The sequence below is a fragment of the Streptomyces sp. NRRL S-244 genome, assembly GCF_000717915.1.
Lineage (GTDB): Bacteria > Actinomycetota > Actinomycetes > Streptomycetales > Streptomycetaceae > Streptomyces.
This window is the reverse complement of sequence record NZ_JOCX01000008.1, coordinates 79843-102885: the sequence shown is the minus strand read 5'-3', so window position 1 is coordinate 102885 and position 23043 is coordinate 79843. Positions and strand designations below refer to the sequence as shown.

Below are 23043 nucleotides of genomic sequence, written 5' to 3'. Positions count from 1 at the left end.
GAAGATCGTCAGCCCACCGGCTGGTACGCCCGCTCCACCTTCTGCGTGCCGTTCGGCGTGCGGTACGAACGGGCCCACGCGGTGGTGGCGGCCGGATTCCGCTTGTCGGACACCACGTAGTAGTCCATCTGCGAACGCTCGGCCGTCACGTCCAGCACCCCGTAGCCGTGTGCGTCCATGTCCAGCCACTTCACGTGCCAGTTGGCGGCCTTGATCGCCGCCTCCGCTACGAGGGACGCGGTGTCCGCCGGCACGTGCAGGAGGTCGTCGATGTTGTCGGAGGTCACCGACGTCACGACGAACTCGGTGGCCGCCGTACCCGAGCCCGGATACGTCGCCATGTTCATCGGGACCTCGTTCGCCCACGCCATGTGGATGTCACCGGTGAGGAAGACCGTGTTCTTGATGTTCTGGTCCTTCAGGTGGGTCAGCAGCTCCTTGCGGTCGTCCGTGTAGCCGTCCCACTGGTCCACGTTGATCGCGAGTCCGCCCTCGGGCAGGCCCAGCAGCTTCGCCAGCGGCGCCAGCAGGTGCGCGGGCAGCGAGCCGAAGGCCACCGGCGAGATCATGACCGAGGTCCCGACCAGCTTCCAGGTCGCGTTCGAGTTCGCGAGGCCCGACTTGAGCCAGTCCAGCTGCGCCCGGCCGGTGATGGTGCGCTCGGGGTCGTCGACCGCGCCGCTGCCTATCTTGGCCTGCTGGGAGCGGAAGGTGCGCAGGTCCAGCAGGTGCAGGTCGGCGAGGTTGCCGAAGCGCAGCCGCCGGTAGACGGTGCCGGCCGTGGAGGTGCGGACCGGCATCCACTCGAAGTACGCCTGCTTGGCGGCGGCCGCGCGGGCCGCCCAGTCGCCCTCGGCGCCCGGGGTGTGGTTCTCCGCGCCGCCCGACCAGGCGTCGTTGGCGAACTCGTGGTCGTCCCATATCGCGACGATCGCGTGCGCGGCGTGCAGCGCCTGGAGGTCGGCGTCGGTCTTGTACTTGCCGTGCCGGGTCCGGTAGTCGGCGAGGGTGAGGATCTCGTGCCGCGGCTCGTGCGCGCGTACGACGTACTTCGCCTCGGGGTAGGCCCCGTTCGCGTACTCGTAGATGTAGTCGCCGAGGTGCAGGATCGCGTGCAGGTCGCTGCGGGCGGCCAGGTGGCGGTAGGCCGAGAAGTAGCCGGCCTCCCAGTTGGCGCAGGAGACCACGCCGAAGCGGACCCCGGGGGTCGTCGCGTCGTGGCCCGGGGCGGTCAGGGTGCGCCCGACCGGGGAGACGGCGCCGCCGGCGGTGAACCGGTAGAAGTACGGGGTCTGCGGCCGCAGTCCGCGGACGTCCGCCTTGACCGTGTGGTCGGTGGCGGCGGTCGCCGTGACGGAGCCGCTCGCCGCGATCCGGGAGAAGGCCTTGTCCTCGGCCACCTCCCAGGCCACCTGGGTGGCCGGGCCGACGCCGGAGCCGGGCACGGCCTCGGGGGTCGGGGTGACGCGGGTCCACAGCAGGATCCCGTCGGGCAGCGGGTCGCCGGAGGCGACGCCGTGCAGGAAGGCGGGCCCGTTCGAGGCCGCGGACGCGGGCGAGATGCCCAGGGCGGCCGTCGCGAAGGGCGCGAGGGCGGCGGTGGCCGCAGCGGCCTTGACGACCGTACGGCGGCGCGGAGTTGCCGCGGTGGGGGAGGGGAGATGACTGGTCACGGACCGGCATATTACTGACGGGTATAACCGCTGGTACACCCCTGGGAAGGCAACAGGCAGGCGAACTCTCGGAGTTCGCCTGCCTGTTCCTCCGGCCGGTATGCCGCGGTCGGGTCGATCAGCCCGCGATGGCCTTGTCGATCCCGGCCGTGAACTCCTCCGGCGTCATCTTGATGTCGATCGTCTTGCCGTCCATCTTCAGCGACGGCGTGCCCTTCTGGCCGCTCTTGTCGAAGACCTTCGACATCTCGATCGCCCAGCGGTTGTACGTGCCGTCCTCGACGGCCTTCTTGAACTCGGCGTTGCCCTTGAGCGCCGGCACCTGGTCCGCGATCTTCAGCAGGTAGTCGTCCTTGCTGAACTTGTCGTCGCGCTCCTCCGGGTGGTTCTCCTTGGTGTACAGGGCGGTCTTGTACTCCAGGAACGCCTCGGGGCTCACGTTCAGGGCCGCGCCCAGCGCGCTCAGCGCGTTCTTCGAACCGCTGCCGCCGAAGCCCTTGTCGAGGAAGGTGGCGCCGATGTACTGGATCTTGTACTTGCCGGCGTCGACGTCCTTCTTGATCTGCGGGCCCACGGCCTGCTCGAACTGGGAGCAGATCGGGCAGCGCGCGTCCTCGTAGAGCTCGAGGGTCTTCTTGGCGTCGGCCTTGCCTATGACGACCGTGGTGCCGTTGTCGCCCGTGGTGTTCTTCGGGGCGACCAGCGTCGCGTCGGCGGCCTTGTCCCACTCGCCCGGCTGGTTGGCCTGTACGACCGCGTAGCCAACGCCGCCGGCCAGCGCCAGGACGGCGACGACGGCGCCGGCCACCAGCACCTGGCGGCGCGCCTTGTCCTTCTTGGCCTGCTTCTCGCGCTCGGCGCGCAGCCGCTCGCGGGCCGCCGCCTTGTTCGCCTGGCTGTTGCGTGAACTCATGGTGATCTCCGTGGGGTGTGACTCGAGGAAAAGGGGGACCGACGTACGCGGGGTGGTCAGGCGCAGACGAGCGCGCCGCGTACGGGAGGTCCCCGGCGTCCCACGGAATGGGCGGGGAAGCGGGTACGGGCCCCCGCGCCCGCAAGGGCCGGGCGCGGTATCCGCCGCACCGGGCCGAAAGCGGCCGTCACCGAGGCCGCGGCCAGCAGCAGCGGCCGGAAGGCGAGGGCCGCCACCGCGCGCAGCAGCTGGCCCAGCGCGCGCTCCCCGTACCGCAGCCAGGCCGCGGCGAGCAGCCCGACCGAGACGTGGGCGCCGAGCAGCAGCCACGGGGTCCAGGGTCCGGGCGAGGCCAGCAGGGCCACCGCGTCGGGGACGGCTCCGGGCACCTCGGCCAGCGGGCCGCCCAGCGGCGGGCCGCCGCACAGCGCGTCGAGGCCGAGCGCCCGCAGCGGCCCGGCGACGGGCCCGCCGGCCGGGCCGTAGCAGACGTGCTGCCCGGCGGTGAAGACCGTGTCGGCGGCCAGCTCCAGCGGAACCAGCAGCGCGGCGATGGGGCCGAAGCCCCGCTCGCGGCCGGCCAGCGCGTACGTGAGCAGGAACACCCCGGCGAAGGCGCCGGCCACGAGGGCGGGGGGCAGCGGGACGCGGGACATCAGGACGTGCGAGCCGGCCGAGAGCAGCACGACGAGCGCGCTGAACAGCGCGGCCCGCAGCCCTCTCAGCCCTGCCCTCGATATGTCCATCGCCGCGAGTCTGCCACGTGTCCCTGTGAAAACGGGTCCCCGGTCCCGTGCAGTCCGGGGACCGCGGCCGAAAGTGCTCACTGCATGACAATGCTCAATGCATGATGCGGCCGTTGCGGAACAGGTCCACGAAGATCTGGTGGTCGGCGCGCGCCCGGGCCCCGTACGCGTGCGCGAAGTCGACCAGGAGCTCCGAGAAGCCCTCCTCGTCGGCGGCGATCGCCGCGTCGATGGCCCGCTCGGTGGAGAACGGCACCAGGGAGTGCCCGCTCTCGGCCTCGTCGGCCGACGCGTGCATGGTCGCCGTCGCCCGGCCCAGGTCCGCGACGACGGCCGCGATCTCCTCCGGTTCGTCCAGGTCCGACCAGTCCAGGTCCACCGCGTACGGCGAGACCTCGGCCACCAGCTGGCCGGAGCCGTCCAGCTCGGTCCAGCCCAGCCACGGGTCGGCGTGCGCCTGCAGGGCGCGCTGGGAGATCACCGTGCGGTGGCCCTCGTGCCGGAAGTAGTCCCGCACGGCCCGGTCGGTGATGTGCCGGGACACCGCGGGGGTCTGCGCCTGCTTGAGGTAGATCACGACGTCGTTCTCCAGGGCGTCGCTGTGCCCCTCCAGCAGGATGTTGTACGAGGGCAGGCCGGCCGAGCCGATCCCGACGCCGCGGCGGCCCACCACGTCCTTGACCCGGTAGGAGTCGGGCCGGACCAGGGACTCGTCGGGGAGGGTCTCCAGGTACCCGTCGAAGGCGGCGAGCACCTTGTAGCGGGTGGCCGCGTCCAGCTCGATCGAGCCGCCCCCGGAGGTGAAGCGCCGCTCGTAGTCCCGGATCTCGGTCATCGAGTCCAGCAGGGAGAAGCGGGTGCGGGAGCGGGCCGAGCGCAGGGCGCCCAGCAGCGGCCCCTCGGCGGTGTCCAGCGTGAAGGAGGGCACCTCTTCGTTCTTGGCGCCGGTGGCCAGGCGGTGGATCCGCTCCCGGTAGGCGCCCGCGTAGGTCCGCACCAGCTCGCTGATCTGCTCGTCGCTGAGCGCCTTGGTGTAGCCGATCAGGGCGACGGAGGCCGCGAACCGCTTCAGGTCCCAGGTGAAGGGGCCGACGTACGCCTCGTCGAAGTCGTTGACGTTGAAGATCAGGCGGCCGGTGGCGTCCATGTACGTGCCGAAGTTCTCGGCGTGCAGGTCGCCGTGGATCCAGACCCGGCCGGTCCGCTCGTCCAGGTAGGGCCCGCCGTGCCGGTCGCGCTCCAGGTCGGCGTAGAAGAGGCAGGCCGTTCCGCGGTAGAAGGCGAAGGCCGAGGCCGCCATCTTGCGGAATTTGACCTGGAACGCCGCGGGGTCGGCGGCGAGCAGCTCACCGAATGCGGTGTCGAACACATCGAGTATCTGCTCGGCGCGCTGCTCGTTCGTCGTCTCGGGGACCGCCATGGCGGGTGCCTCCTGGTGCACGGGCTGGTACAGGTTCTGACCGACTGGACGTCGGGTGGGTCGTCCTGGTTCTGCAACGCCCGACCGTACCCCGCAGTGCCCGTGATCTGTCATTCCCGGGACGTAGGATTCATAGCTGCCGCCGCCCCCACCGTCAGGAGCCTCCCGCCGTGACCAAGCCGCCGTTCACGCACCTGCACGTCCACACCCAGTACTCGCTGCTGGACGGTGCCGCGCGGCTGAAGGACATGTTCAACGCGTGCAATGAGATGGGCATGACGCACATCGCCATGTCCGACCACGGCAACCTGCACGGTGCGTACGACTTCTTCCACACCGCCCAGAAGGCCGGGGTCACGCCGATCATCGGCATCGAGGCGTACGTGGCTCCCGAGTCCCGGCGCAACAAGCGGCGCATCCAGTGGGGCCAGCCCCACCAGAAGCGCGACGACGTGTCCGGTTCCGGTGGCTACACCCACAAGACGATCTGGGCGGCGAACGCCACCGGGCTGAACAACCTCTTCCGGCTGTCCTCCGACGCCTATGCCGAGGGCTGGCTCACGAAGTGGCCGCGCATGGACAAGGAGACCATCTCCAAGTGGTCCGAGGGGCTCATCGCCTCCACCGGCTGCCCCTCCGGCGAGCTGCAGACGCGCCTTCGCCTCGGCCAGTTCGACGAGGCCCTGAAGTCGGCCGCCGAGTACCAGGACATCTTCGGCAAGGACCGGTACTTCCTGGAGCTGATGGACCACGGCATCGAGATCGAGCGCCGGGTCCGCGACGGGCTGCTGGAGATCGGCAAGAAGCTCGGCATCCCGCCGCTGGTCACGAACGACTCGCACTACACGTACGCCAGCGAGGCCGGCGCCCACGACGCCCTGCTCTGCATCCAGACCGGCAAGAACCTCTCGGACCCGGACCGCTTCCGCTTCGACGGCACCGGCTACTACCTGAAGTCCACGGACGAGATGTACGCCATCGACTCCTCGGACGCCTGGCAGGAGGGCTGCGCCAACACGAAGCTGGTCGCGGACCAGATCGACACCGAGGGCATGTTCAAGTTCCGGAACCTGATGCCGAAGTTCGACATCCCGGAGGGTCACACCGAGGTCAGCTGGTTCCGCGAGGAGACCATGCGGGGCATGCACCGCCGCTACCCCGGGGGCATCCCGGACGACCGGATGAAGCAGGCCGAGTACGAGATGGACACGATCATCTCGATGGGCTTCCCGGGCTACTTCCTCGTGGTCGCCGACTTCATCATGTGGGCCAAGAACCAGGGCATCGCGGTGGGCCCGGGCCGAGGCTCCGCGGCCGGATCGATCGTCGCGTACGCCATGGGCATCACCGACCTCGACCCGCTCACCCACGGCCTGATCTTCGAGCGGTTCCTGAACCCCGAGCGCGTCTCCATGCCCGATGTCGACATCGACTTCGACGAGCGTCGGCGCGTCGAGGTGATCAGGTACGTGACCGAGAAGTACGGCGCCGACAAGGTCGCCATGATCGGCACGTACGGCACCATCAAGGCCAAGAACGCGATCAAGGACTCCGCGCGCGTGCTGGGCTACCCGTACGCCATGGGCGACCGGCTCACCAAGGCCATGCCCGCCGACGTCCTCGGCAAGGGCATCCCGCTCTCCGGCATCCTCGACCCGCAGCACCCCCGCTACGGCGAGGCCGGCGAGATCCGCGGGATGTACGAGAACGAGCCGGACGTCAAGAAGGTCATCGACACCGCGCGCGGTGTGGAGGGCCTGGTCCGCCAGATGGGCGTGCACGCGGCCGGCGTGATCATGTCCAGCGAGACGATCACCGACCACGTACCCGTCTGGGTGCGGCACACCGACGGCGTCACCATCACCCAGTGGGACTACCCGAGCTGCGAATCGCTCGGCCTGCTGAAGATGGACTTCCTCGGCCTGCGCAACCTCACGATCATGGACGACGCCGTCAAGATGGTGAAGGCCAACAAGGGGATCGACATCGATCTCCTGGCCCTCCCGCTCGACGACCCCAAGACCTTCGAACTGCTCGGCCGCGGCGACACCCTCGGCGTCTTCCAGTTCGACGGCGGGCCCATGCGCTCCCTGCTGCGCCTGATGAAGCCCGACAACTTCGAGGACATCTCCGCCGTCTCGGCCCTGTACCGGCCGGGCCCGATGGGCATGAACTCGCACACGAACTACGCCCTGCGCAAGAACAAGCAGCAGGAGATCACCCCGATCCACCCGGAGCTGGAGGGGCCGCTCGAAGAGGTGCTCGCGGTCACCTACGGCCTCATCGTCTACCAGGAGCAGGTCCAGAAGGCCGCCCAGATCATCGCCGGGTACTCGCTCGGCGAGGCCGACATCCTGCGCCGCGTGATGGGCAAGAAGAAGCCGGAGGAGCTGGCGAAGAACTTCGTCATCTTCGAGGAGGGCGCCAGGAGCAAGGGCTTCAGCGACCAGGCGATCAAGGCCCTGTGGGACGTCCTGGTCCCCTTCGCCGGCTACGCCTTCAACAAGGCCCACTCGGCCGCGTACGGCCTGGTCTCCTACTGGACCGCCTACCTCAAGGCGAACTTCCCGGCCGAGTACATGGCGGGCCTGCTCACCTCGGTCAAGGACGACAAGGACAAGTCCGCGATCTACCTGAACGAGTGCCGGCGCATGGGCATCAAGGTGCTCCCGCCGAACGTCAACGAGTCCGAGCCGAACTTCGCGGCCCAGGGCGACGACGTGATCCTCTTCGGGCTGACCGCGGTGCGCAACGTCGGCCAGAACGTCGTCGAGTCGATCATCAAGACCAGGAAGGCGAAGGGGAAGTACTCCACCTTCCCCGACTTCCTGGACAAGGTCGAGGCCGTCGTCTGCAACAAGCGCACCGTCGAATCGCTGATCAAGGCCGGCGCCTTCGACGAGATGGGCCACACCCGCAAGGGCCTGGTCGCCCACCACGAATCGATGATCGACAACGTGGTCGCGGTCAAGCGCAAGGAGGCCGAGGGCCAGTTCGACCTCTTCGGCGGAATGGGTGACGAGGGCGCGAGCGACGAGCCCGGCTTCGGCCTCGACGTCGAGTTCTCCGACGTGGAGTGGGAGAAGTCCTACCTGCTCGCCCAGGAGCGCGAGATGCTCGGCCTGTACGTCTCCGACCACCCGCTCTTCGGCCTGGAGCACGTCCTGTCCGACAAGACGGACGCCGGCATCTCCCAGCTGACCGGCGGCGAGCACTCCGACGGCGCCGTCGTCACCATCGGCGGCATCATCTCGGGCCTCCAGCGCAAGATGACCAAGCAGGGCAACGCCTGGGCCATCGCCACCGTCGAGGACCTCGCCGGATCCATCGAGTGCATGTTCTTCCCCGCGACGTACCAGCTCGTCTCCACCCAGCTGGTCGAGGACACCGTCGTCTTCGTCAAGGGCCGCCTCGACAAGCGCGAGGACGTCCCCCGGCTCGTCGCCATGGAGATGATGGTTCCCGACCTCTCCTCGGCCGGGACGAACGCACCCGTCGTCCTCACCATCCCGACGGTCAAGGTCACTCCTCCGATGGTCACCCGGTTGGGCGAGATCCTGCGGCACCACAAGGGCAACACCGAGGTCCGGATCAAGCTCCAGGGACCGCGGTCCACCACCGTGCTGCGCCTCGACAAGCACCGGGTGCAGCCCGACCCGGCGCTCTTCGGCGACCTCAAGGTGCTCCTCGGGCCGTCCTGCCTGGCCGGATGACGCCGGTCGCGGGGGCCCTCGTACCGGCCCCCGCCCGTAGCCGGACGTGAAGAAGGGCGCGCCCAGAGCTCTGGGCGCGCCCTCGTGCGTGGTGCTCGCGGAGGCGTCAGTTGTGGCCGAACTTCTTCTGCTTGCCCTTGCGAGCCATGTCCATCGGACTCGGGGAGCCGCCCGAGGGCTCGGACACCGATTCCGTCGAGCTCTTCGACGGATCCTGTGCCGACGAGCGGGGCTGCTGCTTCTGTTCGTGCTGGCGGTTCTTGTTCTTGGCCATGGTGGAGCCTCCGTGAGGGTCTAGGGGCCAGGACCGCCTTCACCCTCACACGGCGCCACAAACCGCGCATTTTGGATCTTTACTGCGTGTAGTCGCCCGCCCCTCCCCCCGGTGCGGGTGAAAGATCCGCCACGCCGATGATCGAGTTCCGGCCGTCAACACCCTTGAGGTCGGGCAGACTCGGGGAACCCGCGACACACACAGAGGATCCCCAGGGAAGAGGGTGGTACGCGTGGACCGCTGCGTCGTCCTGGTGGACGCCGGCTATCTGCTGGGCGCCGCCGCCAGTCTTCTCGCCGGGGAGCCCTCCCGCTCCCGCATCACCGTCGACCATGCCGCCCTCATCCAGGGCCTGCGCGAGCGCGCCGAGGCCGACACCGAGCAGCCCCTGCTGCGCATCTACTGGTTCGACGGCGCACCCGACCGGGTACCCCAGCCCGAGCACCGGCGGCTGCGCGTCATGCCCCGCGTCACCGTCCGCCTGGGCGCCCTGACCCGCAGCGACGGCCGCTGGGCGCAGAAGGGCGTGGACGCCGCCATGCACGCCGAGCTCACCGAGCTGGCCCGCAACCGCGCCTGCTCCGACGTCGTACTCGTCACGGGCGACGGGGACCTGCTGCCCGGCCTGATGTCCGCCAAGGAACACGGGGTCGCCGTCCACCTGTGGGCCGTACAGGCCGCCGACGGCGACTACAACCAGTCCGAGGACCTCGTCGCCGAGGCCGACGAGCGCCGCGTCCTGGACCGGGCCTGGATCACCCGGGCCGTCCGCGCCAAGGACCTCGCCGGACTGTGCGCGCCGCCGCCCGCGCCGCGCCCCGAGATCGCCGCCATCCTCTCCGCCCCGCTGCCCGAGGCGGCCCTCGCCGAGGCCGCCCGCAGCGCCGGCGCCAACGGAGCCGCGGCCCCCGCCCCCGCCGAGCCCGAGGGCGGCGGCGCCCCCGTGCCCGCCCCCGCCGCCGGCGGCAAGACCGTACCCACGCCCAAGGACCTCGCCGGCTCGCTGCGCGCCCCCGGCCAGCAGCCCGGCCCCGCGGGCGGCCACGCCCACGTCAGCGCCCAGCCCCCGGCCGGCAGCGCCCTGCGCTGGTCCTCCGACAAGGGCTGGATCGACCGGGCCGGACCGCTGGGCGAGCCCGCCGAGACCGCCTCGCTGCCCACCCTCGCCCAGCTCACCAGCGCGGAGCAGCGCTGGGCGGACCGCGAAGAGGACATCACCACCGTCGGCGGCGACCCCTTCGAGGTCGGCCAGGTGTTCGCCCGGCGCTGGATGGAACGCCTCCCTGAAACCGTCCACCTGCAGAAACTCGCCACGATGTACCCGCGGATCCCGCACCGCATCGACGGGGAGCTGCTGCGCTACGCCGCCCGGTTCGGGCTGCTCGCGCACAAGGACGACCAGATCGACGAGCACGACCGCTACGCCATCCGGGCCGGGTTCTGGCGGGAGATCGACGTCCGCGCGGCCGCCGAGCACGTCGATCGCGCCCCCTCCGCCGTGCCCGCGGGACCGACGGGGCCGGCGGCCGGGTAAAGCGCGGGCAGGGCGCGGCAGGGCGCGGGCAGGGCGTGCCCATCGGCGCCGAGCGGGGCGTCGGGGGCACCTCCCGGCGGTTGCCGGACGAAAGCCGCGTAGGCTGCTCCCTCGTGAGTACGGGCACAGCATCAGCACAACCGAACACGGCAGTGGCCGCGGACGCGGCCTCGGACGTGGTCTGCGCGGTGCGTGACCTGGTCAAGACGTACCCCGCGGTACGGGGCCGGCGCGGGGCCCCCGCCCTGCCCGAGACCCGGGCCACCGACGGGGTCTGCCTGGACGTCCGGCGCGGCGAGATCTTCGGCCTGCTCGGCCCCAACGGCGCCGGCAAGTCCACCCTGGTCCGCCAGCTCACCGGCCTGATGCGGCCCGACTCCGGCTCCGTGACCCTGCTCGGCCACGACCTCGTACGCCACCCCGAGCGGGCGGCCCGGCTGCTCGCCTACCTGGGGCAGGAGTCCACCGCCCTCGACGAGCTCACGGTGGCGCTGGCCGCCGAGACCACGGGACGGCTGCGCGGGCTCGGCGTACGGGCGGCGCGGGCCGAGCGGGACGCCGTACTGGAGGAACTCGGGCTGACCGCGATCGCCGGGCGGCCCCTGAAGAAGCTCTCCGGCGGGCAGCGGCGCCTCGCCTGCTTCGCCGCCGCGCTGGTCGGGGAGCGGCCGGTGCTGGTCCTCGACGAGCCCACCACCGGCATGGACCCCGTGGCCCGGCGGGCCGTGTGGGCCGCCGTGGACCGGCGGCGCGCCCGGCACGGGGCCACCGTCCTGCTCGTCACGCACAACGTCATCGAGGCCGAGACGGTCCTGGACCGGGTCGCCGTCATCGACCAGGGCCGGGTCATCGCCTGCGACTCCCCGGCCGGGCTGAAGGCGCGGGTCTCCGGCGAGGTCCGGCTGGAGCTGGTGTGGCGCACCGCGCCGCCGCTGGAGGTGCCGGAGGTCGCGGCGCTCGCGCCGGCGGCCGCCGAGGCCGGGCGCCGGTGGGTGCTGCGGCTGGCGCCCGACGAAGCGCGCGCGGCGGTGGCGGCGGTGACCGGCGGGCCCGCCTTCGCCGCCCTCGACGACTTCACGCTGGCGACTCCGAGCCTGGAGGACGTCTACCTCGCGCTGGGCGGGCGTACCGCGAAGGGTCTGGTGAAGTCGTGAGCACGACTGCCGTCGGCACCGCTGCCGGCGCCGCTGTCGCCGGTCCCACCCCTGTCGGGGTGCTCGCACCGCAGGCGCGGCTGTTCCCCGCGCTGGCCGCCGTGTACCGGGCGCAGCTGTCCCGGGCCCGGGTGTCCCGTATCCCGCTGCTGTTCGTGGCCACCTTCCAGTCCGTCGGGATCATGATCCTGATGCGGGGCGTGGTGGACGGGGGCTCGGAGGCCCGGGCCGTCGTCGCGGGCTCGTCCGTCCTGGTCGTCGCGTTCGTCGCGCTGAACCTGCTCGCCCAGTACTTCGGGCAGCTGCGGGCCAGCGGCGGGCTGGACCACTACGCCACGCTGCCCGTGCCGCCCGCCTCGGTGGTGCTGGGCGCGGCCGCCGCGTACGCCTCCTTCACGCTGCCGGGCACGCTGGTCACGGCGGTGTTCGGATGCCTGCTGTTCGGGCTGCCGATGGGCGGGCTGTGGATCCTGGCCGCGGTGGTGCCGCTGGCCGGTGCCGCGCTGGCCGGACTGGGGGCGGCGCTCGGGCTGCTGGCGCCGCGCCAGGAGCTGGCCACGCTGGCCGGACAGCTCGGCATGTCGGCGGCGCTGCTGCTGGGGGTGCTGCCGCCGGAGCGGATGCCGGAGGTGATCGTGTGGGCGCGGGACCTGCTGCCGTCCACGTACGGGGTGGAGGCGTTCGCGCGGACCTTCGCCCCGCATCCGGACTGGGCGGCGGTCGGGCTGGACCTCGGGGTGTGCGGGGCGGTGGGCGTGCTCTCGCTGGCCCTGGCGACGTGGGCGTACCGGCGGGCGGCCGTGCGCTGAAGCGGCCGGTCGCCGCAGGGCGGTCCTGCTGATGTCGACGCCGTCGGCACCTGGCACGATGTGGGGGTGACCGAAGCCGTGACCACGCCCTCCCCGCACGAACCGCCGCTGCCGCCCGAGAAGCGGAGCGGCTCCGCCGGCGGCATCACCCCGGCGGACATCCGCGACGGGGCCGCCGTGGCCCTGGTGATCGGGGTGGCCGGTGTGCTGCTCGGAGTGCTGTGGGCGTGGCTGGCGCCGAAGGCGCAGTACGTCTCGAACGGCGAAGCCGTCTTCCTGCGGAACTCCGAGAGCGAGGCCCGGATCGGGTCCGACGGGACGTTCTTCCTGCTGTCGGTGGGATTCGGCGTGCTGAGCGCGGTGCTCGTGTTCCTGTGGCGGCGCCGGGGCGGTGTCCTGCTCGTCGTCGGGCTGGCGATCGGATCCTGCTTCGCCGCACTGGTGGGATGGCGGATGGGGCTGTGGCTGGGGCCGTCCTCGGACGTGGCCGCCGCCGCGGTGAAGGCGGGCAAGGGGACGCCGTTCGATGCGCCGCTCCAGTTGCTGGCGCAGGGGGTGCTGCTGGTCTGGCCGATGGTCGCCGTGGCCGTCCACCTCGGCCTGACGGCCGTGTGGACCCCGCACGACCCGGACCCGTCCGACCCCGAGTGGGGGGTCTACCCCCCTGCCCACGTCCACGGGGCTCCTGCCCCGGCCCCGGCGGACCCGTCCGCGCCGGAGCCCCCGCGAGCCTGACCGCGAGGGGGGTGGGCCGCTGCGCGGGGCTTGCCCCTCCCCGCCCTTCTCCCCGTTCACCGGGCTCCGCCCGGACCTGCGCCTCAAACGCCGGACGGGCGGAAATCAGCCCCGCCGGCGTTCGAGGCGCAGTGGCTACGGACGGCCGATGGGGGCCAGGGTGGCGCCGGTCAAAGCCGTCAGGGTGGCGGGCGGGATTTCCACCTCCAGGCCCCGGCGGCCGGCCGAGATACAGATCGTGGTGTGCGCCGTCGCCGACTCGTCCACCACCGTGCGGAGCCGCTTGCGCTGGCCCAGCGGGGAGATGCCGCCGCGCACGTAGCCCGTCGTCCGTTCCGCCAGCGCCGGATCGGCCATCGCCGCCCGCTTCCCGGCGACCGCGGTCGCCAGCGCCTTCAGGTCCAGGCTTCCCGACACCGGGACCACCGCCACCGTCAGCACGCCGTCCACCTCCGCGACCAGCGTCTTGAAGACCCGGTCCGGGGAGACCCCCATCGCCTGCGCCGCCTCCTCGCCGTACGAGGGGTGCGCCGGGTCGTGCTCGTACGCGTGCACCGTGAACTCCGCCTGCGCGGAGGTCAGGGCCGCGATCGCCGGCGTCCCCGCCGGGGCCTTCTTCTTCGCCATCAGTCCTTCGCCATCAGTTCGGGCTCGTCGGCGCGCGCGTCAGGTCCACCGCCGGCAGCGACGGCAGGTGGCGGATGACCGCCGTCTCCGCGCGCAGCAGCTTCAGTTCCTCCGCGAGCCGCGTCGCGGTGTCCGGCGCCTGCAGCAGCCGCTGCTTCGCCGGGATGTCCAGTACGGCCGCCGCCGCCACCAGGTACGAGACCACCGACGGCTCGTCCGGCAGGTCCGCGCCCGAGGTCAGGGACCGCTCCCGGGCCCCGGCCAGCCGCTTCTGGTAGTTCCGGAAGGCCCGCAGGACCCCCTCCGCCAGCGCGCCCGCCCCGTCGCCCGAGTCCTCCGGGAGCTCCTCCAGCTCCGCGACCAGGTACGGGCCCGAGGCGTCCACCGACAGCAGGCGCACCCGCGCCGTACCGGTGGCCAGGACCTCGAAGCTGCCGTCCTCCCGCTCCCGGATCGTCGCCGCGTCCGCGATGCAGCCCACCCGGTGGAAGGCCTGGACGGGGTCCGGGCCGAAGCCCGCCGTCGGGCCCCGCTCGGGCAGCGCCGTCTGGTCCGGCAGGCCCGGCGCGGTCGGCGCGACCTCCCGGCCGTCGCGGATCGCGACGACCGCGAAGCGGCGCGGCTCGTCCTCGCCCGTCTTCAGCAGCTCGCGCATCATGGCGCGATAACGCTCCTCGAAGACGTTCAGCGGGAGGACGAGTCCCGGGAACAGCACCGAGTTCAGCGGGAAGAGGGGAAGGCGAACGGAGGTCACGAGGCACAGGGTAGTGGCCGGGGGCCAGGGCCTGTCACCTCCGTTGTTCCCGCTCTGCCCGGTCACCCCCGCCGCAGCAGCCGCGACGCTCCCGCCGCCACCGTCGTCGCCAGGGTCCAGCCCAGCAGGACCAGCGCCGCCGAGCCCCACTGCCAGCCGCCCTCCACCTTCCACTGGCCGTCCTGACCGAGATCGATCACCGGGAGCAGCAGGTCCAGCGCGTAGAGCGACGCGTCCCAGTGCGGGTGCTCGTCCGCCTTGATCGGCGGCGGCTGGTGCCGGGAGAAGAGCAGGGCGCCCGCCGCCCACAGCACCGCCATCCACAGCGCGGCCCGGCCGGGCCGGTACCCGTAGGCCACCGTCCAGTCCTGGAGGTACCCCCAGGCCTTGAGCGCCGGCGGCAGGGTGGCCCGGCGCCGCCGCTGCTTGGCCAGCAGCACCTCGCGGGCGTCCGCGTCCTCGCCGCTGGCGCGCAGTACGGAGGCCAGCCGCTCGTACGGCTCCGGCGAGTACTCGGGAGTGGCCGCCGCTACCCAGTCCAGCCGGCGGGCCAGCGGGAAGTGGCCGCGGGGCGCGAGGTTCTCGTACGCGAACCCCTCCATCGACACCCCGCCGGGGCCGGGCCAGCTGGTGGAGGTGTCGACCAGCTTGACCACCTTCGCCCCCGACAGCACCACCCGCCCCCGCTCCGGCCGCTCCCCGACGAACCGCAGCTCCGGCGTCTGGATCCGGCGCAGCGAGACCTCCTGCTCCTCGGCGAGGACGAACCGGGCGCCGTAGAAGTCGACCGCGTCGCCGAAGCGGCCGTCGTCCAGGCGCAGCCCGCCCCGGCATTCGAAGCGCTGGGCCCGCTGCCCGCGCGTGGGCGTCTGGCCGAGCCCGTACGGGGGAGTGGAGGAGCCGGAGTCGCCGAGGACGTAGTCGATGGCGATCGAGGTCAGGTACAGGGTCCGCTCGACGGTCAGCTGCGGGGCGTTCAGCGCGCGCCGCCCGTGCGGGTTGCGCAGCCGCGCCCCGCGCAGGTTCATCGACACGCCGACCTTCGCGCCGCGCAGGCTCACCTCCCCGTCCGTCTCCAGCAGCTCGCCCTGGAAGTCCTGCGCGACCGACATCCCGTCCGCGGCGATGGCCCGGCCCTTGTTGTCCCGCCGCACGACGGCCTGGCTGATCAGCAGGTCGGTGCCTATCTGGGCGTCGGTCAGCCGGATCCCGCGGGCCACGCGGCAGCGCGGCAGGTGCAGATCGCCCTCGGTGTGCAGCCGGGAGGCGTCCAGCCGCGGTATCGCGCAGTTGATCATGCGCAGGGTGATGAACCGGGTCTCGGACAGCTGGATCTCACTGTCGAAGCGACAGGACTGGAGTTCGACGTACGGCTGCACCGTCCCGCCCGACAGATCGAGCCGCCCCGTGATCCGTACGCCGCGCAGCTTCAGCGCCGCCACCCGGCCCGGGACCGGCGGCGGCCCGTGGAGCAGCAGCAGCGCCACCACCTGCGCGCGCACGCTGCGCCCGGCGCCCCAGGTCCGCCCGCTGTCGTGCGGATCGTCCTCGTTGGCGGCGCGGGCGCTGAGATCGCAGACACTGCCCGTCCGGTACGCCTGCCACATGCGGCGCTCGGGATCGGTGAGATCCGCGGGCTCCTCGCCCGCCCGTGGCTCCGCCATGGCGGCCCCCCTCCGCTGTGGATACGTGTAAGGGAACGCTAGTGGGCGCCAGTGACATCCGGGGCGTGTATCAGCCAGTGATACGGGCGAACGGTGGCGGGAGACGGTCTGAGAGAATTGGGAGGTGATCTCTCGTATCGACCTGCGCGGTGACGCCCTCCCCGAGGGCGGCGCCCTGCGCGATCTGCTGCCCCGTGCCGAGTTCGACGTGGAAGCCGCCCTGGAGAAGGTGCGGCCCATCTGCGAGGACGTCCATCATCGCGGAACGGCGGCGTTGATCGAGTACGCGCAGAAGTTCGACGGCGTCACCCTGGAGCAGGTCAGGGTCCCCGCCGAGGCGCTCAAGACCGCCCTCGCCGAGCTCGACCCGGCCGTCCGCGCCGCGCTGGAGGAGTCGATCCGGCGCGCCCGGATCGTCCACCGCGAGCAGCGCCGCAGCGAACACACCACCCAGGTGGTTCCCGGCGGAACCGTGACCGAGAAGTGGGTTCCGGTCGAGCGCGTGGGCCTGTACGCCCCGGGCGGCCGCTCCGTGTACCCGTCCTCCGTCGTCATGAACGTCGTACCGGCGCAGGAGGCGGGCGTCGAGTCGATCGCGCTCGCGTCCCCGCCGCAGAAGGAATTCGGGGGCCTTCCGCACCCGACGATCCTCGCCGCGTGCGCGCTGCTCGGCGTGGACGAGGTGTACGCGGCCGGCGGGGCCGTCGCCGTCGCGATGTTCGCGTACGGCACGGAGGACTGCCTCCCGGTCAACATGGTCACCGGCCCCGGCAACATCTGGGTCGCCGCCGCCAAGCGCTACTTCACCGGGAAGATCGGCATCGACACCGAGGCCGGCCCGACCGAGATCGCGGTCCTCGCGGACTCCACGGCCGACCCGGTGCACGTCGCCGCCGACCTGATCAGCCAGGCCGAGCACGACCCGCTCGCCGCCGCCGTGCTCGTCACGGACTGCGCCGAGCTCGCGGACGCCGTCGAGAAGGAGCTGGAGCCGCAGGTCGCGGCCACCAAGCACGTCGAGGACCGGATCAAGCCGGCGCTCGCGGGCAAGCAGTCCGCGATCGTGCTGGTCGACAGCCTGGAGGACGGCCTCAAGGTCGTCGACGCGTACGGCGCCGAGCACCTGGAGATCCAGACCGCCGACGCCGCGGCCTGGGCCGCCCGCGTACGCAACGCCGGCGCGATCTTCGTCGGCCCGTGGGCCCCCGTCTCGCTCGGCGACTACTGCGCCGGGTCGAACCACGTGCTCCCCACCGGCGGCTGCGCCTGCCACTCCTCCGGCCTGTCCGTGCAGTCCTTCCTGCGCGGCATCCACATCGTCGACTACACGCGCGACGCCCTCGCCGAGGTCACCCACCACGTGGTGACGCTGGCCGAGGCCGAGGACCTGCCGGCGCACGGCGCGGCCCTCAAGGCGCGCTTCGGCTGGAAGGTCCCGCAGGCATGACCGGCAACAACTCCCTGTCCCCCTGGGACGAACTCCCCATCCGGGACGAGCTGCGCGGCAAGACCCCGTACGGCGCCCCGCAGCTCGACGTGCCCGTCCAGCTGAACACCAACGAGAACCCGTACGAGCTCCCCGAGGAGCTGGTGCAGCGCATCGCCGAGCGAGTCGCCGCGGCCGCCCGCACCCTCAACCGCTACCCCGACCGGGACGCGGTCGAGCTGCGGACCGAGCTGGCCGCGTACCTCACCCGCACCGGCAAGCACCCGGTCGCGATGGAGAACGTATGGGCCGCCAACGGCTCCAACGAGGTCATCCAGCAGCTGCTGCAGACCTTCGGCGGGCCCGGGCGGACCGCGATCGGCTTCGAGCCCTCGTACTCCATGCACGCGCTGATCGCGCGCGGCACCGGAACGGGCTGGATCTCCGGCCCGCGCCGCGAGGACTTCACCATCGACGTGGAGGCGGCCGAGCAGGCCATCGCCGAGAACGCACCCGACGTCGTCTTCATCACCTCGCCCAACAACCCCACGGGTACCGCGGTCGAGGCGGAGACCGTCCTCGCGCTCTACGAGGCCGCGCAGGCGGCCAAGCCCTCCCTCGTCGTCGTGGACGAGGCGTACGTGGAGTTCAGCCACCGGGACTCGCTCCTGCCGCTGATCGAGGGCCGGCCGAACCTGGTGGTCTCCCGGACCATGTCCAAGGCCTTCGGCGCCGCCGGGCTGCGCCTGGGCTACCTGGCCGCGCACCCGGCCGTGGTCGACGCCGTCCAGCTCGTACGCCTGCCGTACCACCTGTCGGCCGTCACCCAGGCGACCGCGCTGGCCGCCCTGGAGCACACCGACACCCTGCTCGGCTACGTCGAACAGCTCAAGGCCGAGCGGGACCGCCTGGTCACCGAGCTGCGGGCCATCGGGTACGAGGTCACCGAGTCCGACGCGAACTTCATCCAGTTCGGGAAGTTCGAGGACTCGCACACCGCCTGGCAGAAGATCCTCGACCAGGGTGTCCTGGTCAGGGACAACGGCGTACCGGGCTGGCTGCGGGTCACCGCCGGCACCCCGGCCGAGAACGACGCGTTCCTGGAAGCGGTTCGCGCACTGAAGAAGGAGCAGCACGCATGAGCCGCATCGGACGGGTCGAACGGACCACGAAGGAGACCTCGGTCCTCGTCGAGATAAACCTCGACGGCACCGGCAAGGTCGACGTCTCGACGGGCGTGGGCTTCTACGACCACATGCTCGACCAGCTCGGCCGCCACGGCCTCTTCGACCTCACGGTCAAGACGGACGGCGACCTGCACATCGACAGTCACCACACCATCGAGGACACCGCGCTCGCGCTCGGCGCCGCCTTCAAGCAGGCCCTCGGCGACAAGGTCGGCATCTACCGCTTCGGCAACTGCACGGTGCCGCTCGACGAGTCCCTCGCCCAGGTGACCGTCGACCTGTCCGGCCGCCCGTACCTCGTGCACACCGAGCCCGAGAACATGGCGCCGATGATCGGCGAGTACGACACGACGATGACCCGGCACATCTTCGAGTCCTTCGTCGCCCAGGCCCAGATCGCCCTGCACATCCACGTCCCGTACGGCCGCAACGCCCACCACATCGTGGAGTGCCAGTTCAAGGCCCTGGCCCGCGCCCTGCGCTACGCCGCCGAGTTCGACCCGCGCGCCGCCGGAATCCTGCCCTCCACGAAGGGCGCCCTCTAGCCGTGAACGGCCTGAACACCATCCTGATCGTCGTCGGCCTCTTCCTGGCCGGCGGCGTCTACTCCTTCCAGAAGCAGAAGATGCCCGCATCGGTCGTCATCCTGCTCGCCATCGGCTCCGCGATGTGCCTCGCCGCCGGAGTCCTGCGAATCCAGGGAATTTGGGAATGAGCGCAGCCCGTCCGACCAAGACGGTCGTGGTCTTCGACTACGGCTTCGGAAACGTACGTTCCGCCGAGCGCGCGCTGGCGCGGGTCGGGGCGGACGTCGAGATCACCCGCGACTACGACAAGGCCATGGACGCCGACGGGCTGCTCGTGCCCGGTGTCGGGGCCTTCTCGGCCTGCATGCAGGGGCTCAAGGACGCCCGCGGCGACTGGATCATCGGCCGCCGGCTCTCCGGCGGGCGGCCGGTCATGGGCATCTGCGTCGGCATGCAGATCCTCTTCGAGCGCGGCATCGAGCACGGCGTGGAGACGGAGGGCCTCGACGAGTGGCCCGGCACCGTCGAGCCGCTGCGCGCCCCGATCGTGCCCCACATGGGCTGGAACACCGTGGACGCCCCCGCCGACAGCCAGGCCTTCAAGGGCCTGGACGACGAGGCCCGCTTCTACTTCGTGCACTCGTACGCCGTGCGCGACTGGAGCCTGGAGGTCACCAACCCGGTGATCCGCGCCCCCAAGGTCACCTGGGCCACCCACGGCGAGCCCTTCGTCGCGGCGGTGGAGAACGGGGCCCTGTGGGCGACCCAGTTCCACCCCGAGAAGTCCGGCGACGCCGGCGCCCAGCTCCTCACCAACTGGATCGAGACCCTCTGATGACCGCCAGCAAGCTCGAACTGCTGCCTGCCGTCGACGTCCGTGACGGCCAGGCCGTCCGCCTCGTGCACGGCGTGTCCGGCAGCGAGACCTCCTACGGGTCCCCGCTCCAGGCCGCCCTCGCCTGGCAGGCCTCCGGCGCCGAGTGGCTCCACCTCGTCGACCTCGACGCCGCCTTCGGCACCGGCGACAACCGCGCGCTCGTCGCCGAGATCACCGGCGCCATGGACATCAAGGTCGAGCTGTCCGGCGGCATCCGCGACGACGCCTCGCTCGCCGCGGCCCTCGCCACCGGCTGCACCCGCGTCAACCTCGGCACCGCCGCCCTGGAGACCCCCGAGTGGGCCGCCAAGGCCATCGCCGAGCACGGCGACAGGATCGCGGTCGGGCTCGACGTACGCGGTACGACGCTCAAGGGCCGCGGCTGGACCAGCGAGGGCGGGGACCTCTACGAGACCCTCGCGCGCCTGGACTCCGAGGGCTGCGCCCGGTACGTCGTCACCGACATCGGCAAGGACGGCACGCTGACCGGGCCCAACCTGGAACTGCTGAAGAACGTCTGCGCCGCCACCGACCGGCCGGTCGTGGCCTCCGGCGGCATCTCCTCGCTGGACGACCTGCGGGCGCTGTCCGGGCTGGTGCCGCAGGGCGTCGAGGGCGCGATCGTCGGCAAGGCCCTGTACGCGAAGGCCTTCACCCTGGAAGAAGCCCTGAAGGTGGTCTCCGCATGAGCAGCTCCTCCGACTTCGGCTCCGGCCCGGTCTCCGGCCCGGGCTCCGGCGCCGGCGAAGTGCGCCGCATCTCCTCCGGCGGCGCCTACGAGGACGTCATCGGCTACTCGCGCGCCGTGCAGCTCCCGAACGGCCTCGTCCTGGTCTCCGGCTGCACCGCCGCCGACGCCAACGGCCCGTACGACCAGGCCGTGGGCGCCTTCGGCGTCGCCTTCAAGGCCCTCGCCCAGGCCGGTCTCGGCCCCGAGCACGTGGTCCGCACCCGGATGTACCTCACGCACGCCCGGGACGTGGAGGACGTGGGCCGCGCCCACAAGGAGCTGTTCGACTCCGTCCGCCCCGCCGCATCCATGATCATCGTCTCCGGCTTCGTCGACCCCAGCATGGTCGTCGAGGTCGAGGTCGAGGCGTACGGCCCGGTGCAGGAGGCATCCGCATGACCCTCGCCGTACGAGTGATCCCCTGCCTCGACGTGGACAACGGCCGCGTCGTCAAGGGCGTCAACTTCCAGAACCTGCGGGACGCCGGCGACCCGGTGGAGATGGCCAAGCTGTACGACGCCGAGGGCGCCGACGAGCTGACCTTCCTCGACATCACCGCGTCGTCCGGGAACCGCGAGACCACGTACGACGTGGTCCGGCGGACCGCCGAGCAGGTGTTCATCCCGCTGACCGTGGGCGGCGGCGTCCGCACCGCGGAGGACGTGGACAAGCTGCTGCGGGCCGGCGCGGACAAGGTCGGCGTGAACACCGCCGCCATCGCGCGGCCCGAGCTGATCCGGGAGATCGCGGAGCGCTTCGGGCGGCAGGTGCTCGTGCTGTCCGTGGACGCCCGGCGCACCGCCACCGGCTCCTTCGAGGTCACCACGCACGGTGGCCGCCAGGGCACCGGCATGGACGCGATCGAGTGGGCGCACCGGGCGGCCGAGCTCGGCGCCGGGGAGATCCTGCTGAACTCGATGGACGCGGACGGCACGAAGGACGGGTACGACACCGAGATGATCGCGGCCGTGCGCAAGCACGTCACGGTGCCGGTGATCGCCTCGGGCGGCGCCGGGCGGCTGGAGCACTTCGCCCCGGCGATCGCGGCCGGCGCCGACGCGGTGCTCGCCGCCTCGGTGTTCCACTTCGGCGATCTGCGGATCGGCCAGGTCAAGGGCGCCCTGCGCGAGGCTGGCCACCCGGTCCGCTGACCTGAGGGGTGTCCGGCCTGATCGCCGGGCACCCCCAGGCCGTGTCTAAATGCCGAGCTTGGCCACCGTCAGCTTGGCGACGGCCTCCTTCGGGCCGTCCAGTTCCACCGCGGCCGCGTCCTGGCGGCCGAAGCAGAAGAGGGTCAGTTCGCCCGGCTCGCCGGTGACCGTCACCACCGGGGTGCCCTTGTGCGCCACCGCCGTCTGGCCGTTCGGGCGGCGCAGCACCAGGCCCACCGGTGAGCGGCGGCCCGTCAGCCGGGCCAGCTTCTCCAGGCGCGCCCACAGGGCGTCCGAGAACACCGGGTCCAGCGTGCGCGGCGACCAGTCGGGCTGGGCGCGCCGTACGTCCTCGGCGTGGACGTAGAACTCCACCGCGTTGGCCGCCTCGTCGATCTGCTTCAGCGCGTACAGGGACATCTTCGGCGGGCCGGTCCGGATCAGCTGGATCAGTTCCTCGTAGGGCTTGGCCGTGTACTCGGCCATCGCCTTGTCCAGCCGGTCCTTCAGGACGTTCAGGAGCAGGCCGCCCGCCGCGTCCGGGCGGCGCTCCCGGACCACCACGTGCGCCGCCAGTTCCCGGGCCCGCCAGCCGTCGCACAGCGTCGGCGCCTCGGGCCCCACGGCCTCCAACAGGTCCGCCAGCAGCAGGCGTTCGCGCTTCGCATGGGTAGACATGGGGGCCACCCTACGACCGGAAGCCGTGCTTTGCCCGCTCATCAGGCGGACGGTGATCGGTCACGGCCCTCCGGGCGCGGCACAATGTCCCCCATGAGTACGTCCTCCCTCGATCCCGCCATCGCCGCCCGGCTCAAGCGCTCCGCCGACGGTCTGGTCCCGGCCATCGCCCAGCAGTACGACACCGGTGAGGTGCTCATGCTCGGCTGGATGGACGACGAGGCCTTGCACCGCACCCTGACCACCGGCCGCTGCACGTACTGGTCCCGCAGCCGCCAGGAGTACTGGGTGAAGGGGGATACGTCCGGCCACTTCCAGCACGTGAAGTCCGTCGCCCTCGACTGCGACGCCGACACCCTCCTGGTCAAGGTCGACCAGGTCGGCGCCGCCTGCCACACGGGCGCCCGTACGTGCTTCGACGCCGATGTCCTTCCGCTGGCCGAATAGGTAG

General features: G+C 71.7%; 23 protein-coding genes. 14 read left to right on the top strand and 9 right to left on the bottom strand.

Translation table 11 applies throughout. The features are described from left to right. Positions 1–8 precede the first annotated feature (8 nt). The 4 genes from IF02_RS0111550 to IF02_RS0111535 all read right to left on the bottom strand — a co-directional run bounded on the left by IF02_RS0111550 (position 9) and on the right by IF02_RS0111535 (position 4752). Positions 9–1673 carry an alkaline phosphatase D family protein gene (locus tag IF02_RS0111550; protein ID WP_030155964.1) on the bottom strand — a complete coding sequence of 555 codons (1665 nt, stop codon included), beginning with the start codon at positions 1671–1673 and terminating at the stop codon, positions 9–11. 118 nt (positions 1674–1791) lie between these two features. Beyond that, positions 1792–2586, bottom strand: a complete 795-nt coding sequence (locus IF02_RS0111545) for a thioredoxin domain-containing protein (RefSeq protein ID WP_030155962.1) — start codon at positions 2584–2586, stop codon at positions 1792–1794. A gap of 56 nt (positions 2587–2642) precedes the next feature. Further along, the gene (locus IF02_RS0111540) at positions 2643–3332 is read right to left on the bottom strand and encodes a hypothetical protein (protein WP_030155960.1); all 690 of its coding nucleotides are present in this window, start codon (positions 3330–3332) and stop codon (positions 2643–2645) included. A 94-nt stretch (positions 3333–3426) separates the two neighbouring features. Continuing rightward, positions 3427–4752, bottom strand: a complete 1326-nt coding sequence (locus IF02_RS0111535) for a DUF2252 domain-containing protein (RefSeq protein ID WP_030155958.1) — start codon at positions 4750–4752, stop codon at positions 3427–3429. Between the two features lie 170 nt (positions 4753–4922). Between IF02_RS0111535 and dnaE the strand changes: the two genes are divergently transcribed. Next, positions 4923–8465: a DNA polymerase III subunit alpha gene (gene dnaE, locus IF02_RS0111530; RefSeq protein WP_030155956.1), complete on the top strand. Its 3543-nt coding sequence runs from the start codon at positions 4923–4925 to the stop codon at positions 8463–8465. A 106-nt stretch (positions 8466–8571) separates the two neighbouring features. On the opposite strand, the gene IF02_RS35150 is transcribed toward dnaE, so the two are convergent. Next, positions 8572–8739, bottom strand: coding sequence for a hypothetical protein (locus IF02_RS35150; RefSeq protein WP_182508677.1), 168 nt, complete (start codon positions 8737–8739; stop codon positions 8572–8574). Between the two features lie 232 nt (positions 8740–8971). Between IF02_RS35150 and IF02_RS0111520 the strand changes: the two genes are divergently transcribed. The 4 genes from IF02_RS0111520 (at position 8972) to IF02_RS0111505 (ending at position 12971) form a co-directional block, all read left to right on the top strand. Next, positions 8972–10273: an NYN domain-containing protein gene (locus IF02_RS0111520; RefSeq protein ID WP_030155955.1), complete on the top strand. Its 1302-nt coding sequence runs from the start codon at positions 8972–8974 to the stop codon at positions 10271–10273. Positions 10274–10425: 152 nt separating this feature from the next. Beyond that, positions 10426–11427: an ABC transporter ATP-binding protein gene (locus IF02_RS0111515; protein WP_051696147.1), complete on the top strand. Its 1002-nt coding sequence runs from the start codon at positions 10426–10428 to the stop codon at positions 11425–11427. Then, positions 11424–12236: an ABC transporter permease gene (locus IF02_RS0111510; RefSeq protein WP_030155951.1), complete on the top strand. Its 813-nt coding sequence runs from the start codon at positions 11424–11426 to the stop codon at positions 12234–12236. Before IF02_RS0111515 ends, IF02_RS0111510 begins: the two co-directional genes overlap by 4 nt. 66 nt (positions 12237–12302) lie before the next feature. Continuing rightward, positions 12303–12971: a DUF2567 domain-containing protein gene (locus tag IF02_RS0111505; RefSeq protein ID WP_234318167.1), complete on the top strand. Its 669-nt coding sequence runs from the start codon at positions 12303–12305 to the stop codon at positions 12969–12971. A gap of 135 nt (positions 12972–13106) precedes the next feature. On the opposite strand, the gene ybaK is transcribed toward IF02_RS0111505, so the two are convergent. The 3 genes from ybaK to IF02_RS0111490 form a co-directional block, all read right to left on the bottom strand. Continuing rightward, positions 13107–13598, bottom strand: coding sequence for a Cys-tRNA(Pro) deacylase (gene ybaK, locus IF02_RS0111500; protein WP_030155947.1), 492 nt, complete (start codon positions 13596–13598; stop codon positions 13107–13109). 13 nt (positions 13599–13611) lie between these two features. Next, entirely contained in the window at positions 13612–14352 is a 741-nt protein-coding gene (locus tag IF02_RS0111495) for an LON peptidase substrate-binding domain-containing protein (protein ID WP_030155945.1), read from the bottom strand. Between the two features lie 62 nt (positions 14353–14414). Continuing rightward, positions 14415–16016: an oxidoreductase gene (locus IF02_RS0111490; protein WP_030155942.1), complete on the bottom strand. Its 1602-nt coding sequence runs from the start codon at positions 16014–16016 to the stop codon at positions 14415–14417. Between the two features lie 124 nt (positions 16017–16140). Between IF02_RS0111490 and hisD the strand changes: the two genes are divergently transcribed. From hisD to hisF, 8 genes are read left to right on the top strand one after another with little or no spacing between them, the layout of a single operon-like run. Next, on the top strand, positions 16141–17463 hold the full coding sequence (gene hisD, locus IF02_RS0111485; RefSeq protein ID WP_030155940.1) for a histidinol dehydrogenase: 1323 nt from the start codon (positions 16141–16143) through the stop codon (positions 17461–17463). After that, positions 17460–18584, top strand: a complete 1125-nt coding sequence (locus IF02_RS0111480) for a histidinol-phosphate transaminase (RefSeq protein ID WP_030155938.1) — start codon at positions 17460–17462, stop codon at positions 18582–18584. The genes hisD and IF02_RS0111480 overlap by 4 nt, the downstream gene beginning before the upstream one ends. Beyond that, complete coding sequence (gene hisB / locus IF02_RS0111475) at positions 18581–19174, top strand: imidazoleglycerol-phosphate dehydratase HisB (RefSeq protein WP_030155936.1); 594 nt, start codon at positions 18581–18583, stop codon at positions 19172–19174. Before IF02_RS0111480 ends, hisB begins: the two co-directional genes overlap by 4 nt. A gap of 2 nt (positions 19175–19176) precedes the next feature. Beyond that, positions 19177–19344 (top strand): hypothetical protein, encoded by a 168-nt coding sequence (locus IF02_RS35145; protein ID WP_030155934.1) that lies wholly within the window; start codon positions 19177–19179, stop codon positions 19342–19344. Beyond that, positions 19341–19991 (top strand): imidazole glycerol phosphate synthase subunit HisH, encoded by a 651-nt coding sequence (gene hisH / locus IF02_RS0111465; protein WP_030155932.1) that lies wholly within the window; start codon positions 19341–19343, stop codon positions 19989–19991. Before IF02_RS35145 ends, hisH begins: the two co-directional genes overlap by 4 nt. Then, the gene (gene priA, locus IF02_RS0111460) at positions 19991–20722 is read left to right on the top strand and encodes a bifunctional 1-(5-phosphoribosyl)-5-((5-phosphoribosylamino)methylideneamino)imidazole-4-carboxamide isomerase/phosphoribosylanthranilate isomerase PriA (RefSeq protein WP_030155930.1); all 732 of its coding nucleotides are present in this window, start codon (positions 19991–19993) and stop codon (positions 20720–20722) included. Before hisH ends, priA begins: the two co-directional genes overlap by 1 nt. Next, positions 20719–21162: a RidA family protein gene (locus IF02_RS0111455; protein WP_051696146.1), complete on the top strand. Its 444-nt coding sequence runs from the start codon at positions 20719–20721 to the stop codon at positions 21160–21162. The genes priA and IF02_RS0111455 overlap by 4 nt, the downstream gene beginning before the upstream one ends. Beyond that, positions 21159–21914: an imidazole glycerol phosphate synthase subunit HisF gene (hisF, locus tag IF02_RS0111450; RefSeq protein WP_030155926.1), complete on the top strand. Its 756-nt coding sequence runs from the start codon at positions 21159–21161 to the stop codon at positions 21912–21914. The genes IF02_RS0111455 and hisF overlap by 4 nt, the downstream gene beginning before the upstream one ends. Positions 21915–21959: 45 nt before the next feature. Here hisF and IF02_RS0111445 read toward each other — a convergent pair whose 3' ends face one another. Continuing rightward, positions 21960–22592 carry a TIGR03085 family metal-binding protein gene (locus IF02_RS0111445; RefSeq protein ID WP_030155924.1) on the bottom strand — a complete coding sequence of 211 codons (633 nt, stop codon included), beginning with the start codon at positions 22590–22592 and terminating at the stop codon, positions 21960–21962. A gap of 84 nt (positions 22593–22676) precedes the next feature. On the opposite strand from IF02_RS0111445, the gene hisI reads away from it, so the two are divergent. Next, a complete protein-coding gene (hisI, locus tag IF02_RS0111440; protein ID WP_030155922.1) occupies positions 22677–23039 on the top strand; it encodes a phosphoribosyl-AMP cyclohydrolase in 363 nt (120 codons plus the stop codon). Positions 23040–23043 lie beyond the last annotated feature (4 nt).